10 protein-coding genes are annotated in these 15,453 nt (G+C 46.5%); 1 reads left to right on the forward strand and 9 read right to left on the reverse strand.

From position 1 onward, the window contains the following. Positions 1-203: 203 nt before the first annotated feature. The 6 genes from GGR07_RS10490 to GGR07_RS10515 form a co-directional block, all read right to left on the reverse strand. Complete coding sequence (locus tag GGR07_RS10490; protein WP_021644776.1) at positions 204-2,801, reverse strand: TonB-dependent receptor; 2,598 nt, start codon at positions 2,799-2,801, stop codon at positions 204-206. A gap of 132 nt (positions 2,802-2,933) precedes the next feature. After that, positions 2,934-3,275 carry a hypothetical protein gene (locus GGR07_RS10495; RefSeq protein ID WP_021644775.1) on the reverse strand — a complete coding sequence of 114 codons (342 nt, stop codon included), beginning with the start codon at positions 3,273-3,275 and terminating at the stop codon, positions 2,934-2,936. 77 nt (positions 3,276-3,352) lie between these two features. After that, entirely contained in the window at positions 3,353-4,951 is a 1,599-nt protein-coding gene (locus GGR07_RS10500) for an aspartate:alanine exchanger family transporter (RefSeq protein WP_021644774.1), read from the reverse strand. Positions 4,952-5,114: 163 nt separating this feature from the next. After that, positions 5,115-6,026 carry a cation diffusion facilitator family transporter gene (locus GGR07_RS10505; RefSeq protein WP_021644773.1) on the reverse strand — a complete coding sequence of 304 codons (912 nt, stop codon included), beginning with the start codon at positions 6,024-6,026 and terminating at the stop codon, positions 5,115-5,117. 355 nt (positions 6,027-6,381) lie between these two features. After that, complete coding sequence (locus GGR07_RS10510; RefSeq protein WP_021644771.1) at positions 6,382-7,050, reverse strand: bifunctional 4-hydroxy-2-oxoglutarate aldolase/2-dehydro-3-deoxy-phosphogluconate aldolase; 669 nt, start codon at positions 7,048-7,050, stop codon at positions 6,382-6,384. A 29-nt stretch (positions 7,051-7,079) separates the two neighbouring features. After that, positions 7,080-8,105: a sugar kinase gene (locus tag GGR07_RS10515; RefSeq protein ID WP_021644770.1), complete on the reverse strand. Its 1,026-nt coding sequence runs from the start codon at positions 8,103-8,105 to the stop codon at positions 7,080-7,082. A gap of 251 nt (positions 8,106-8,356) precedes the next feature. On the opposite strand from GGR07_RS10515, the gene GGR07_RS10520 reads away from it, so the two are divergent. Continuing rightward, positions 8,357-9,421 (forward strand): LacI family DNA-binding transcriptional regulator, encoded by a 1,065-nt coding sequence (locus GGR07_RS10520; RefSeq protein ID WP_021644769.1) that lies wholly within the window; start codon positions 8,357-8,359, stop codon positions 9,419-9,421. A gap of 162 nt (positions 9,422-9,583) precedes the next feature. On the opposite strand, the gene GGR07_RS10525 is transcribed toward GGR07_RS10520, so the two are convergent. From GGR07_RS10525 to GGR07_RS10535, 3 genes are all read right to left on the reverse strand, one after another. Next, positions 9,584-12,418, reverse strand: a complete 2,835-nt coding sequence (locus tag GGR07_RS10525) for a M60 family metallopeptidase (RefSeq protein ID WP_394357302.1) — start codon at positions 12,416-12,418, stop codon at positions 9,584-9,586. 123 nt (positions 12,419-12,541) lie between these two features. Then, positions 12,542-14,368, reverse strand: coding sequence for a BACON domain-containing protein (locus GGR07_RS10530; protein WP_021644767.1), 1,827 nt, complete (start codon positions 14,366-14,368; stop codon positions 12,542-12,544). Positions 14,369-14,392: 24 nt separating this feature from the next. Then, on the reverse strand, positions 14,393-15,442 hold the full coding sequence (locus GGR07_RS10535) for a BT_3044 domain-containing protein (RefSeq protein WP_021644766.1): 1,050 nt from the start codon (positions 15,440-15,442) through the stop codon (positions 14,393-14,395). Positions 15,443-15,453 lie beyond the last annotated feature (11 nt).

Consider the following 15,453-nt stretch of genomic DNA (forward strand, 5'->3'; position numbering starts at 1 on the left):
AGACTAGTGTCAAAGTTAGTTCACTGCAACTCTTCTTTTCAAATATACACTTATATTTTTATTGGGATATTTAATACTGCAAATGTAAATGTGTCGTAATAAGCGATGCACCCTCTTTGTGCATAAAAAAAGAAGGTGCGATTTTTGACACACCTTCTTGTTGTTAGTTAAGCTCACGGCTTATTGAATGACATCGATTTCCATTAATAGCTGATCTTCACACCGGCGAAGAAACTCCGCGGCGCGCCCGGTCCGTAGATATAAGCGGAATCGCGGGAAGGACCTTTGTCGAAATCTTTCTGATAGGAGTTGAACATGTTCTGAACACCGGCATAGGCTTGCAGGGTATAGACCTTATACAACGGGAAGTCGTAAGCCAGTTTGCATCCCATCTCGAAGAATGAAGGAGTTTTGAAAGTACGCGGGCCGTAAGTGGTTGCCGTCTGATCCTTACCGTGCTGCAGGCGATCGGCATGAATGGTAGCGGCGGGCTTGCCATCGAACATGGTCAGCGAACCATCATCTTCGGTCGGTATTTCATGACCTACCAGCATATTGCCGGTGTAGTTGGCTGAAAGGGAAACGCTGAATCGTTTGACGGGATTGACCGTAGCCACAAAATAGGAATATACGTTCGGCGTGCGATACATGCGGCGGGTGGTATAAGCGTCATCATCATTCCACTGGCGCTTCGTATCCCAAAGGCTTTTTTGCACGGTAACTCCCGCCTGAAATTGGGCAAGGCTCAGGTAAGCGAGCTTTCCTTCGAGATTGGCTCCGTACACCTTCGCCCCGTCGGTATTGGTACGATACTTGCGGATAAACGCCTTTCCGTTTTCCACCGCGTTCTGTTGCAACGAGCCGAACGCATCGTTCAGCTTGGTATAGAATCCTTCGGCCATCAGGTTCAACTGCCATGCGCCGAAACGGTGGTACCAGTCTACCGAACCGCTGAAACTGTGTGACGTTTCTTCTTTCAGATTCGGGTCGAGCACGGAAAGGATGAGTTCGCCTCCGGCGTTGTCGACATGAAGGTCTTCATCGAATATCTGGGGAGCGCGAAAACCTTTGCTGTAACTTACACGCAGACTCAAATCTTTCACGGGGTTGAAGCGCAGATTGGCGCGAGGGCTTACAATGACATGCTTGATCATGGAATGCTTGTCGAAACGGGCTCCCACCAACAGGCTCAGCCAATCGTTCTTCCACTCGTTCTGCGCGAAAAGGCTTTTCACATGCACTTTCTGAGTGATGGGGGCCGGGCGGTAACCGCTGATATCATCGAGCTTATCTCGCGTATACTCCGCTCCCACCGTAAGCTGGGAAGGCATAAACAGCAATTTCGAAAAATCGTAAGAATACTGCGCACCCAACATATAGGTAAGTCCGTCGGTACGTCCGTACGACGCCATGCGTTTATCGAGCTCCAACCAATCTTCGTTTGTCAGCCCGTTGTGAATCTGCGGATTGAACTCCTCTTCAACCTTTTTGACGATATCTTCTTCGGATATGTCCGGTGTTTTCTTTTTCAAATCCGCGATGAATTTATCCTTGGCAGCCTCTACATTCTTTCTTCCTCCGTCGATGATGTCGGAAGCCAGTTTGTCGCTCCCTCCGTAGTAGCTTTTCCGGTTCACCTTCATAAACGAAGCGTAGGCATTAAAGTGATGCTTGCCGTCGGGGCTCATCAGGCTGTAATTCAGGCTTCCGATGTTGTTGGTGTGTTCCAGTTGTTCGGCAATGTGAGCGTTATGAGGTTCGTTCTTCAGAAGATCGCCTCCGCGACGGAATTCGTGAGTATTATGAAACTCCGCCGTCACTTTCGAATAATCCGTCGGCTTGATGAAAGCGCGGAATCCCAAGGTGCGGCCGTCGAGCACCGGCATTTCGGTATACCCATCGCCGTCACGGTCGTAACCGGAACGGTGGCGTGCCTGACCGAACAACGTGATTCCCATGCGGTTGTTATCCGTCAGGATGGAACCGTTGAAGTTGGTGGTATTTTCGAATGTATTCAGTCCGCCCAATCCGCGAAGCTCGTGCGAAATGCTTGCCGAATTGCTCAACGGTTCTTTGGTAATAATGTTGATGGTTCCGGCAATGGCGGAAGAACCGAACAAGGCGGAACCTCCGCCGCGCATCACCTCCACACGCTCGATCATGTTGGCGGGAATCTGTTCGAGACCGTATACGCCTGCCAATGCGCTGAATACGGGGCGCGAATCGATCAATATCTGCGAATAAGGACCGTCCAGACCGTTGATGCGCACCTGACTGAATCCGCAATTCTGGCAATTGGTCTCCACGCGCACGCCCGGCTGGAACTTCAATCCCTGAGCCAAATCGGTAGACTGGGTGCGTTCGAAGAGCTTCATATCCAACACATTCACCAGCGTAGGCGCCAAGCGGCGTTTGGTTTCGTTACGGTTGGCGGAAACCACTACTCCATCCAATGCCACGGCATCCTCTTCGATCTCGAAATCTTCTTCGAGGGTTTTGCCTTTTTTCAAGGTGACATTTCGGGTTACCGTCTTATAACCAATGGAACTTACTTCGAGCACGAAATTGCCTTCGGGCAGATTCTTCAGGAAGTAGTGCCCGGTGGCGTCGGTCACCGTTCCGATAGTGGTACCTTTCAACGTTACGGTAATATAAGGCAAGTGTTCTTTTGTATTTTTATCCAACACATGTCCGACAATATTAGCATCGGACTTTTTCAACTCCGGGTATTCCGGATGATTTGCCATTGCCTGCGTCAAAGCACAGCAAAGGCTAACGAGAATCATGATATATTTTTTCATTTTCGTCAGTTTGTTTTTTTATTTATATGAGAATCGAGGTGCCGAACCACCGGACACGAAGCACGGAACACGCGACACGCGGAAAAGTCCGGAATAAGGTATATATCCGGATACGGCAAACAGCAAAGCGGCTTAACGCATGGGAGGAGCCCTTAGAGAGACAATGCCTTGGCAAGCGCTACGGAAAGCCCTATGCCAGGGACGCATGAAAAGGATGTGTAATAGAAATAAAACAACGGCGGTAAGTAAAGGAGTCAATCCGAAGTCGGTAGTAAGCAAATGATTCAACAGATGAATCAGTTGGAACTCGACCGTGGTATGAGTATGCCCGCCGTCTTTCTTAAAAGGATGAGAGTGAACGATGGTAACCCTGTCGACTACGTGGGAGTGCATAAACAAAGTGATACCTGCCATGTACGAGGTAAACAGTACAGGCAGAAACCACTTCAATATATGTTTATGCAATTGATTCATCGTTCGATTCACGCGGCAAAAGTACGAAAAATACCAATACCGCCCAATCCCTATTTATAATGATTCGTTGTCGGGCGCTATACCACCGCTGTGGCAATCATCTGAATAAACAGGATAAGGAATACCATGGCGATGGGATAAACCGTGGCGTATGCCACACTGGGGATGTTGCTGTCGACCATCGAATCGGCGGCGGCAAGACCGGGCGTGCTGGTCATCCCTCCGGTAATCGTGCCCAACAAATCGAGAATATTGATTTTGAATACCAAACGCCCAACCAATACTGCCGCCAACATGGGAACCAACGTAATGGCAGCTCCCACGCCGAAAAGCAGCAGCCCGCTTTCCTGAAACGTAGATACCAGATTCTTTCCGGCGGATGTACCCACTTCGGCAAGGAAAAGCAGGAGTCCCAACTGGCGCAACAATTGATTGGCAGGACCGGACATCGACCACAGTACAGGGCCGGTCTTACCCACGGCACTCAGCAAAAGGGCCGTCATCAGCACGCCGCCCGTCAATCCGGGAGAAAAAGAAAGCCCGCCGGGGAAAGAAATATTCAGCTTGCCCAACAATACTCCCAGCACAATCCCGATTGCAATGGGAAAGAAGTCGGTATCGGACAGCTGTTTCGCGTTGTTTCCCAGAAGCCCCGCCACACTTTTAATTCCCTCTTTCTCGCCCACCACCGTCAGCTTATCGCCGAATTTCAAAGCGAGTTCGGGCGACGGTGAGAGGTCGATACCGCTTCGGCGAACACGGGTCACCGTACAACCGAAGTTTCTTTGCAGGTTCAAATCGCCCAACTGCTTGTTGATCATATCTTTTTTAGTAAGCAACAACGATTCGATTTCCTGCGTCCGATCCAAAGGGAGCTTTCCTTCTTCACGCTCGCCGACCAAAACAGCCAACTGACTGAGTGACTCTTCACTCCCCACTCCTTGTATATAGTCGTTTTCACGAAGAATGGTAGCAGCTTTGGGAATAATAATCTCATCGCCATGTTTCAGGCGGGATATGACTGCCCCCGTCATGCCGCGCACGTTGATTTGCGCCAGACTTCGGTTGAATACCGCCGTATTCGTAACCCGATATACACAAGTTCTCAACTCCGGATACTGCCCGCGACGTTCTATCTCAAGACGGCGGGCTTCCTGATCGAGGTCGATCCGCATAATCTTAGGCAAGAGCTTCACAAAAAGAATAACGCCGATGACACCGAACGGATAGGCGATACCGTAAGCAATCGAAGCCAGCGGAGAGTTGGTGCTGTCGATAGCCACGGCCAAACCGGGAGTACTGGTCAGAGCTCCTGCAATCAATCCCACCACGCTTGGGGTATCGATGTTGAAAGCATATTTCAGCCCGACCGCCGTAAGGCAGGCGGAAGCAATGATGAGCACCGTGATAATGATCAGCGTCTTCCCCTTGCTGCGAAAAGAATCGAAAAAACCGGGCCCTGCCTGTATGCCGATAGTAAAGATGAAGAGAACCAGTCCGAAATTCCCTAACTCTTTAGGAATAATCACTCCAAAATGGCCGAAAAGCAGCGCAATGAAAATAACAGCCGATACGTCGAGAGAAAGGCCTTTGATTTTAATTCTTCCCAACATAAAGCCTAACGCCACAATCAGAAAGAGCGAGAAATAAGAAAAGTTCAATAGATCCGTAAACATACAAAGATAAAGATTAGTAAATTTGCAGGGCAAAGGTACAAAAAAAGTCTACAGAAAGACTTCACTCGACGGATTTTTATTTTCATCCGCCAGAGCTTCCCACCCGTTTACTCCGGCGACTCAAAGACTGTTTGCGGCAAGCGGAGCAACAACCGGCACCGATCTACAAACAAGTGTCTGCAGAATCACACAAACAACCTTTACATTCCACCTCCAGCGTCACATGATGTATCCCTTCCTCTTCGAGTCGGTGCTTCAGCCGGTGCTTCACCTCTTCCATCCGCCTCACATCGTCGATCACCACATGCACCGTAAGTGCGGTTTCGGTAGTGCTTAACGCCCAGATATGCAAATGATGGCAATCCGCCACTCCCGGCGTTTCCAAAATTGTTTGCTTCACCTTCCCGGAGTCGATACCCACGGGAACACCGTCCAACGACAGACGAAGGCTGTCGTGCAGCAATCTCCAAGTGGAAACTATGATCACAACAGCTATCAGCATCCCGATGACGGGGTCGACAATGTACCAGCCCGTATACATGATGATAAAGCCCGAAACCACCACGCCGACAGAAACCAGTGTATCCGCCGCCATGTGCAGGTAAGCCCCTTTTACGTTCAGGTCTTTATCTTTATCTTTCATAAACAGCCAGGCGGTAAGAGCATTGATCACGACTCCCGCACCCGCCGTCCAGACAATCGCCGATCCGGCTACGGGAGCGGGATGAATGAGTTTTTCCACACTCTCCGCAATGATGACGCCCACCGCTACCAGCAGAATAACGGCATTCAGCAGCGAAACCAGCACCGTACTTTTCCGGTAGCCGTATGTGTAGCGGCTGTTGGGGCGCACCTTCTCCAGACGGAAAGCCAGCATGGCCAGCACGAGGCTCGCCACATCGCCCAGATTGTGCCCCGCATCGGAAAGCAAACCCAGCGAATTGTAGTAAAATCCGGCCCCGAACTCGACAACCACAAAGGAAAGGTTGAGAACAATACCGGTGATAAAAGCCTTGTTGAGCGAAGTCAGACGGTGGTTGTGCTCGTGATGATGATGGTGATGATGTGAATCCATATATCCCAGAAAATAAATACTTACTTTAAGTCCGTTTCTTTTGTTTCACCCACAAAGGTAGCGCAAACCATCGTACGAGGCAATACCTATTTCTACTTATTTTCATCTTGTCATCCATGCTTGCTATCCCTACTCAGGTGCATTAAAACGTCCGGCAACAATCATCGCGACGTTTGAAAAAACACGGTGCGCCTTTTAAAAAAAGCCCGTCGTGTTTGTATTCAAAGCCCGCCGCCTTTTTTTCAAAGCCCGCGGGCTTTGAAAAAAAACAAGCCATCGGAAATGAATCGCTTCATTCCAATGGCTTATCCCCTTTAAACACCTTTAAACAAAAATGAAATATGCCTATTGCTAACTAACCCCGGGCTTCGGCAATATAACCCAGCGCTTCTTTACATTTATCGGTTACATACGTCCAATCTTCCGCAGCTACTTTGTCTTTCGGGAACAGTTTGGAGCCCATGCCTACGCAGAATACTCCGGCTTTTACCCAAGCGGTCAGGTTTTCTCTGGTAGGTTCCACCCCACCCGTCACCATCAGCTTAGACCAAGGCATCGGCGCCATCAGCCCTTTCACAAAGTTTGTTCCGTACACATCGCCCGGAAATACTTTGCAAAGGTCGCAGCCCGTTTCCTGCGCGAAGCCTACTTCGGATACAGATCCGCAACCCGGAGCGTAAGCCACCGCACGCCGGTTGCAAACTTTTGCAATCTCGGGATTGAACAGCGGGCCTACCACGAAGTTAGCCCCCAATTGCAAATACATGGCGGCAGTGGCGGGATCTACAATCGAACCGATCCCCATTGCCATCTCGGGACACTCTTTAGCTGCGAATTTCACAATCTCCGCAAAAACTTCCTGCGCGAAATCGCCGCGGTTGGTAAATTCGAAAGCGCGCACGCCGCCTTCATAGCAAGCCTTTACCACTTTCTTCGCCACTTCCGCATCTTTATGATAGAATACAGGAACCATACCTGTAGAGCCGATCTTACTCATCACGGCCATTTTATCGAATTTTGCCATTTTAGTCTGTTTACTGTTTAATGATTCATTTATCTCTGTACGCGTCCGCTCGCGTCTCCGCCTGCCAAGGCTTCCACCTCTTCGGCAGACACAAGGTTGAAGTCGCCGTTCACCGTATGCTTCAAAGCGGATGCGGCAACCGCAAATTCAAGCGCTTCGCTCTGGTTCGGTTTAGTCAGCAAACCGTGTATAATGCCGCCTGAGAAAGAGTCTCCCCCGCCTACACGGTCGATAATGGGATCGATATCGTAACGTTTCGAGGTATAGAATTCCTTTCCGTCGTAAATCATCGCTTTCCATCCGTTGCGAGTGGCCGAGAAAGATTCGCGGAGTGTGGAAATCACATATTTGAAACCGAATTCTTCCATCATCTGACGGAAAATTCCCTTATAGCCTTCGGCATCCGTATGTCCGGCTTCCACGTCGGCATCGGGCTTAAAGCCCAGACAAAGCTCGGCATCTTCTTCGTTGCCGATACATACATCTACGTATTTCATCAAAGGCTTCATCACAGATTGGGCTTTTTCTTTCGTCCAGAGTTTCTTACGGAAGTTCAAATCGACAGACACAGTCACGCCGTTACGCTTCGCCGCTTCGCAGGCCAGACGGGTAAGTTCGGCAGCTTTGTCGGAGATAGCCGGAGTAATGCCCGACCAGTGAAACCAGTCTGCTCCCTGCATGATTGCGTCGAAGTCGAAATCGGCGGCATCCGCCTCAGCGATAGCCGAATGAGCACGGTCGTAAATCACCTTGCTCGGACGCATGGAAGCTCCGGTTTCCAGATAATAAATCCCCACACGGTCGCCGCCGCGGGCTATAAAGTCCGTCTTCACGCCATATTTCCTCAAGGCATTCACGGCAGACTGACCGATCTCATGTTTCGGCAATTTGGTTACAAAATAAGCCTCGTGTCCGTAGTTAGCGCAACTCACCGCAACGTTTGCCTCTCCTCCGCCATATACCACGTCAAAAGAGTCTGATTGAACAAAGCGGGTATTGCCCGGAGTTGATAATCTAAGCATGATCTCGCCTAATGTAACGACTTTCTTTCCCATAATCTTATATTTAAATTCTTTAGTTGTTTGATACAATAAACTTTTAAATTATAATCTTTTCGATATTTATGCACATAATACACTGAATAAAAGATAATTAATATCATACACCATTCAGGAGTCAACCAATTCGTGTGCGAGCACAAAGATACAACTATTTTCGTAATTACAAAAGTTGTTATATATTTGTGTCGAAAATATTAAGATTATCATTGTGTCCGTACACAAATAAGAAATCGAAATGAACAATCATGAATAAATTGCCTGAAAGAATCAGAATCAAAGACATCGCGCGTCTGGCGAACGTATCGGTAGGAACAGTAGACCGGGTTCTGCACGGACGAAGCGGCGTATCGGAGTCGAGCAGAAAACGGGTGGAAGAAATTCTGAAACAGCTGGATTATCAGCCCAACATGTATGCCAGCGCCTTGGCCTCGAACAAGAAGTACAGTTTCGTCTGCCTGCTTCCCAAGCATTTGGAAGGAGAATACTGGACAGCTATCGAGAAAGGCATTCATGAAGCGACCGTGACTTATTCCGATTTCAACATCTCGGCACACATCCGCTACTACGACCCTTACGACTATCGCTCGTTTGTGAATGCCGGAGAAGCAATTTTGGCGGAACGCCCCGACGGAGTAATGGTGGCTCCCACCGCTCCCCGGCACACGAAAGGATTCACCGACGGACTGAAAGCGAAAGGTATACCTTATATATATATAGATTCGAATATTAAAGAAGAGCCTCCCCTTGCTTTCTTCGGACAGAACTCACGCCAAAGCGGATATTTTGCCGCCCGCATCCTGATGCTACTTGCCGGAAATGAAAAAGAAGTCGTGATTTTCAGGAAAATACACGAAGGCATTGTGGGCTCCAACCAGCAGGAGAGCAGAGAAATAGGCTTCAGGCAATACATGCGGGAGCATCATCCGCACTGCAACATATTGGAACTCGACCTGCATGCCGAGCGAAACGATGAAGACAACGCGATGCTCGACGAGTTTTTCCGTTCCCACCCGGCGGTAAAGAACGGCATTACCTTCAACTCCAAAGTTTACATCATAGGCGAATACCTGCAAAAGCGAGGGAAAGAGGGATTCAACCTCATAGGCTACGACCTGCTGGAGCGCAACGTGACCTGCCTGAAAGAAGGCAAGGTGTCTTTCCTCATCGCCCAACAACCGGAACTGCAAGGCTTCAACGGCATCAAGTCGCTTTGCGATCATCTCATCTTCAAAAAAGAGGTGACGTGCGTCAATTACATGCCTATCGACTTGTTGTCGGTGGAAACGATCGACTATTACCATAGCAAATAAACCCACCTCATTTCGCATCATCCAAATGAGTTTTACAGAACAACGTTCTGAGAATATTTCAATCAAACCGGATAATAATTAAAGAGGGTACCCACAACGGACACCCTCTTTAATTATACACGTTCTTATTTGAAATACCACATTGTTTACATTGTCATCACATTACAATACCACTTCTACTCGTTTACCTGTTGCCGATACGGCATACACTTTGAAGGAGCTTTGCCAAGGCGTGCGCACATCAAACGTTGCTATGGACGAAGCCTCCAACACACCGTCTGAAATACAAACCATTTTCCCCTCTTCTTCGTTTACTACCTCATAAGCCACTACATTCTTCCAGTTTGTCATAGTCAAAACCTGCCCGCTGCGAGTCGCTGTTCCGGGTATAATGTCCGCTTTGGTCTTATAAACTTCCACTGTATTGTCTGTAATATACTCCAAAGCAACGTCCGGTTCCGGGAATCCCAAATCATTCACCCTTTTGATAATGTTGTCGACTTGAGATTGGGTAATCTTCATCCGGCCTTTTCCGTAATCATCTATTTCCACATCGACAGGCGTCAGGAAGCCCCATTTCTTGAAGAACCCGATAAGGTTTTTCTGCGCTTTCAGTGAAGCGATATAAACAAACTCAAGCTGCTGTTCTCCCGGCGTCGGCAAGTCGCTGTGTGTCCTTACATGCTCATATACATCGGGATAGAAACCTCCCTTGTCCGATTGTTGCAGTGGAGTTCTCCCAAGCACTTTTCCGAAGTATAACTCTAACTGCCACAAAGGAACCAGTTTGCAGAACACGTCGTTGTCGCCGAATGAAGAGTAGGAAAGCTGCGGTCTCGGAGCGACGAGGCTTGTCCATGCTTTCGAATAGCGGTTGCGGATACCATTTCCCATATTCTCGGTTTGCAGGCGTGATGGGCGGTTAAATATGGTTGTTTGTATATATAAAGACATCACGTTGTTGGTCACCTCCGTCGTACCCAACCATTTGAATCCCGGACGGGTTTGGTTGCAATGCCCCACTTCGTGAGCCGGTCCCCAAGGAGCCGCCTTAAATTTATTCACATCGCACAATTGTTGCAATGTATTATCATGATACCCGGTATGATAGTTGGTGGCGTACATATAGCTATGATACATTACGTTGAAATACATGCGGTTTCTGAAGACTTTATCGTATCTATACAACCCCATGAATTCCATTTCAGAATTCACAAGCAAATCATAAGCGTCTATCAACGCTTTCCCGTCGGGCGTCAATGTCCGGAACCGATAAGTCGGGAAAGTAAGATGGGCGTATTTCCCTACCAGATCGAAATAAGGATCTACAGCCTTATCGAGCAATCTCTTCCAATCTGAAGGCTGATGTTTGTTCGAATCGAAATATCCGTTGACACTTCCCGAAGCAAAGTGTATTTTGATAGGTTTCGCGTTGTCAGCTTCTTCGATCGTCGATGTATGATACATCACATAAACCAATCCCTTGGTAGACATGCGCAATTTGTTCACTCCGGGATTCAACGCATAATATTTCCCGCCGAATCCGTCACCGTTCGGCTTGTCCAGATTCTGCACGCGCAAGCTGATTGTTTTCCCATGCGTGTCGCCTACGAAAACAATGATTGTCTCATTCTCTTTTACCGAAATTCCGGTGGGGTTATCCAACAATGAATACGCATTCGTCTTGTGCGTGCGGGCCATTATGTCAGGATGCGGGTATGCCTTGAACTCATCTATACGGAATTCTCTGTCGTACTTTCCTTTCAGCATATAGTAAGCGATGTTTTTAAAGAAAGGATATTCGCATTTCAGAATTTCTTCTTCGGTGATGCCCGGCTTCAACTCGCTGCAAGTCTGGTCGCTGAAGAGTGTCGAATAGTCGAAGTTCTCGGAATTCTTCACATAAAACTCCATTTCGGCGCAAGACGCGAATCCTTTTCCCGTTCCGAATCCGCTCTTCACTGTAAAGCGGAAAGATTTGGCCTGAACAGATTTAGGAAACTCCATTTTGGTAGCATGGGCTACGTTTTGAAGCACTTTAGTCATGAGCGGTTTAAAGAAACTTCCATCCTCGGAATATTCGATGTCCACTTCTTTAAACCGGCCATTGGGATTCCCATCGCTTCGCGGATGATAAAGCAGGTAGTCTACCGTTGAGAGTTCCTCAAAATTGTACACCAAACTGATAGGAAAGTAGTTTTCCGGTTTATTATCCCAATTGGAGTGATACAAAGTGGTATAATCTCCGTCAAATGATTTTTCTATATTTTGACCTTGCTGGAAAGAAGATGCCGTGCCGCTTACCACTCTTATCTTGATATCGTCTTTTATTTCATCGCCCGGTTCGGCCTCATAGTTCCCCAATCCTTTTTGAGTAATGACAATAAGCGCTTTTTTCGGAGCTATATCATTGACGCCGGCATCCAATATTTCTGTTATCTCAATAGAGGCTTCACGCGATTGTTCATTCGTGGAAGCTCCTACTGTGTATGAGTAATCGGTGCTCACCATTTCGGGAGCGCGCGTTCTTGAAGTTGGTTTGACCCATTCGGGAACTCCTTCGATTCCCACTTTTACGTTGGCGGTTACCGTGAATTTGATATTGCCTCCCGAAGCGTTAAGCAAGAAAATCTGTTGATCGATAAGGATAGCCGGTTCATAACCCAATTGGCGGACTTTGATTGTCTTTGTCTGCTTATCGAATGTAAGCGTTATTATCGCTTCGCGAACCAGTCGATCGTTACTTTCATCAACGGAAATACGTAAAAAATTTCCGGAAGGGGTAGGATGACACCAGCTTTTATCAGCCGTTGCGCTCCAACCGGTGATATTGGTTTTTACACTCACCTCTTGAACACCGGCACCATTTTCGAAGTCTACCACTTCTTTCCCCACAGTAATAGTCGGGGCAGACAGCCCATCGTCGCTTGAAGAGCATCCGATGTTGAGCAAACATAAAAATAAAAAGTAAAAAAATAATATATTTCTATTCATAATGCGTTGATTTATGATAAAAGGCGGGAACATGAGTCGGTATAATTCATTCAACTTATGCTCCCGCCGGGGTTTATAGAAGCTGCTTATATATAAAGCGGCATTGTAAATTCATATCAGCCTTTGCTATAGTTTGTCTATAATCCAAGCTTCATCATGTATCTCGTATATATAGATTTCGGCCATATTCCACCATTCTTTTCCGGTCCAAGTGGATGGATCAGGTCCGTTCAGCGGATCTTTAGAACGACGAGCCGTAGGCAAGAAGCGAACATAATTATAATTTTTGTCTGCTGTCACATACCCGTTGGCCGTACCCGGCTGTCCTCTTCCGGACGGAAGCGTATAGGTAATTTCGCCGATTTTGTGCCATTCGCTGTCGTTGTCACCGCCGGTGTCGCTCACCAATATATCCGTACGTTTGATATCTCCTCCACCATCACCATTATGACGTCCGACATACTCTATCGTAAACTTCTTATAAATCGGTTGGGAGAAATTGAATTGCAAATAATGCGGCTTCTTGCCCGGAGAAGTAGGACCCCAGAAAGAGTGATAGTAAGTATTTACCTTCCTGTCTACCAAAGCAGGTATACCACCACCATCATTAGTCTGTGTCGCATTGGCCGTAATCATGGTTTGCGTAAGTGTGATTTCTTTTTTCTCACTCCATGGAAGCGAACGACTTTTCACCGTCAACGGAGAGGCAGTCTCCAACCCTGTAGGACCGTATGTTTTCACAGTAAATTCATACTCACCTGCAAAAGCAAAAGTAGAATCAAATTTACATACTGTTACATTCTTGTCTGTCAGTTCTTTTCTTATATTCTTTCTTCTCGGTGTATCCAAATAAGTAATTACCACTTTCGAATAATTCGCTTTTTCAGGTTTATCCCACGAAAGCTTAATAAATCCTTCACCCGGTATTGCCATCAGATTAACTACATTGTTGGGAGGAACAGGAACAAATGCCTTCTGATTAATAGTCACGACAAAAGAACTCTCTTCTTCTTCGTTGTTACTCTTAATCGTTACTTTTCCGGTACGTGGTTCTTCCACTTCATTCGGTTGAACAATGAGCACCAATTCATCATTTGATATCCCCCTTGTTTTAGGACGAATTTGAATCCATTCTTGAGCGTCTTCCGCAACAGTTACGGTATATGAGTCATCTCCTCCATTTCTGCCGAATGGAACACGGACAATATCACCGGCATCCTCTACTTCAAATTCTGTTTTTCCTTCAATAGGCACCACGATAAATCCTCTCTTATCTTGCTTGATAAGCAATTCCTTAGTTACATTGTAATTTAAGGAAGATTGGAGAATAAGCATGCAATAACGCTCTTCCAGTTCAGTGTTCTGATCAAGATTCAATGTCAGATAAACGATTTCCGAATTGTCGGATTCTCCTCTACCGGACGGAGTGTAATGCACCCAATTACAAGTATCCGGAATAAGCACATGGTCTACAACCAGATTCGTGCGCAAAGGTATCTCCAATGTTTCGGCTGTCGGTTCCACAGTAGTGGTCATTATATTCTTGACCATTTTAAAGTTCTCATTTTCTATGATCTCCAAAGTCGACTCTTTTCCGAATTGTCTCACTTGAATATCATATTTCTGATGTCCATAAGCAATTGTTACCAACGCTTTTCTTTCTTTGTAATTGTTGTTTTCACCTGCATTGACTGTGACTAAGCCTTCCGCTTTAGACACCTCACACCAGGGAGCGTTAGACGTTGCCGTCCATTTGTCCAAAGGAATATTTGTTTGAACAGGTATTTCTTTATTGCCTCCTTCAAGGGGTAGTAAAATAAGCCCCTGATTTTTATGAGACACTACCAAACTCGACACATGAAAATCGGTCTCATAATCCGGCGAACATGAGAAGAATCCGCCGGCTATTCCAATCAGGCCTATCAGTGTTATAATAAATATATTCTTTTTCATAACATTTCAAATATTAAAAGTTCTCTATAGTTGATCTGCCCGGGGGTTAAACTCATAGCGCAATTTAGCTTGCACTGTTTTCATCGGACCGGGAGCAAAAGAACCGTCGTTTTGTTTTACTTTAAGCAAACGATATTTATAATGTACACGGAATTCTTTATAGAATTTAGAATTTCCTCCTCCTAACACCTGCATTTCATTCAACAGGAAAGTATTGTCATATTCACCCAGCGGAGTCATCATTTTTACCTCCATTTCTTCTTCCTTATAAGGTTTGATAGTAATATATCTTGCCAAAGGATTTTCCGGAAGCTGTTCTCCCACTTCGATAATAATACTCTTCTGGTTGATTTGCCGTAAAGCCTTCTTATAATCGCCGTACTCCTCATCTCCTGCAAGGAAACGAACCGAGTTTTTCGTCAACGGAAATGCTGTCAACGAGTTTGTCGGTCTTCTCAATGTAGCGGTTCCGGTCGGGGTAGTGGCAGGGGTAATCACTTTAGCACTATTATAACTGTATGCCATCTGCCTTGCGGTCGACGCATAATCGTTCTTCCAGTGAATACGAAGCAACACATGACGCTTTTTCGGATTATACGGAGTCTCCGTATTTTTGTCAATCTCATAATTCAGCATATAAACACTGTCCGGTGATAGTTTGCTCAGGTTTTTCAAACGGAAAGGAAATAACACCTGAGATTTACCGGCAGGAATATCTTGCCTCAACTCCGGCTCTTCATAGCATTCAGCAGGCAGTCTTCGTGCATAACGTTCAGTTTCGATATCAAAATTCGATTTATTATAAGCATTAAATAAAGAATCGGAATTTATAAGAGAAACGGAATATGCTTGGTTGGAAGGCCGAGATCCGCTCAAACCGGCTACAATATTGATGATTGCGCCTTTTTCACTCGTTTCATCCGCCATATCCACCACTTGCCTGTCAAACACTCCTTCTGTATTTTGAAGCAAGTTAATTTCCTTACGATATTGTTCCTGATCAAAATCGTAGCTGTTGCAGGCACCTAAAACAGCACATACTGTGCATAATAATATAGAATATTTATATTTCATGTCTTACAATA

The organism is Bacteroides pyogenes (genome assembly GCF_014196225.1).
GTDB classification, from domain to species: Bacteria; Bacteroidota; Bacteroidia; order Bacteroidales; family Bacteroidaceae; genus Bacteroides; species Bacteroides pyogenes_A.

Bases quoted from the DNA above. Each gene is read 5' to 3' on its own strand.
- GGR07_RS10490 (WP_021644776.1), bottom strand. From the start codon at position 2,801: ATGAAAAAATATATCATGATTCTCGTTAGCCTTTGCTGTGCTTTGACG.
- GGR07_RS10530 (WP_021644767.1), bottom strand. From the start codon at position 14,368: ATGAAAAAGAATATATTTATTATAACACTGATAGGCCTGATTGGAATA.
- GGR07_RS10505 (WP_021644773.1), bottom strand. From the start codon at position 6,026: ATGGATTCACATCATCACCATCATCATCACGAGCACAACCACCGTCTG.
- GGR07_RS10535 (WP_021644766.1), bottom strand. From the start codon at position 15,442: ATGAAATATAAATATTCTATATTATTATGCACAGTATGTGCTGTTTTA.
- GGR07_RS10500 (WP_021644774.1), bottom strand. From the start codon at position 4,951: ATGTTTACGGATCTATTGAACTTTTCTTATTTCTCGCTCTTTCTGATT.
- GGR07_RS10510 (WP_021644771.1), bottom strand. From the start codon at position 7,050: ATGGCAAAATTCGATAAAATGGCCGTGATGAGTAAGATCGGCTCTACA.
- GGR07_RS10515 (WP_021644770.1), bottom strand. From the start codon at position 8,105: ATGGGAAAGAAAGTCGTTACATTAGGCGAGATCATGCTTAGATTATCA.
- GGR07_RS10495 (WP_021644775.1), bottom strand. From the start codon at position 3,275: ATGAATCAATTGCATAAACATATATTGAAGTGGTTTCTGCCTGTACTG.
- GGR07_RS10520 (WP_021644769.1), top strand. From the start codon at position 8,357: ATGAATAAATTGCCTGAAAGAATCAGAATCAAAGACATCGCGCGTCTG.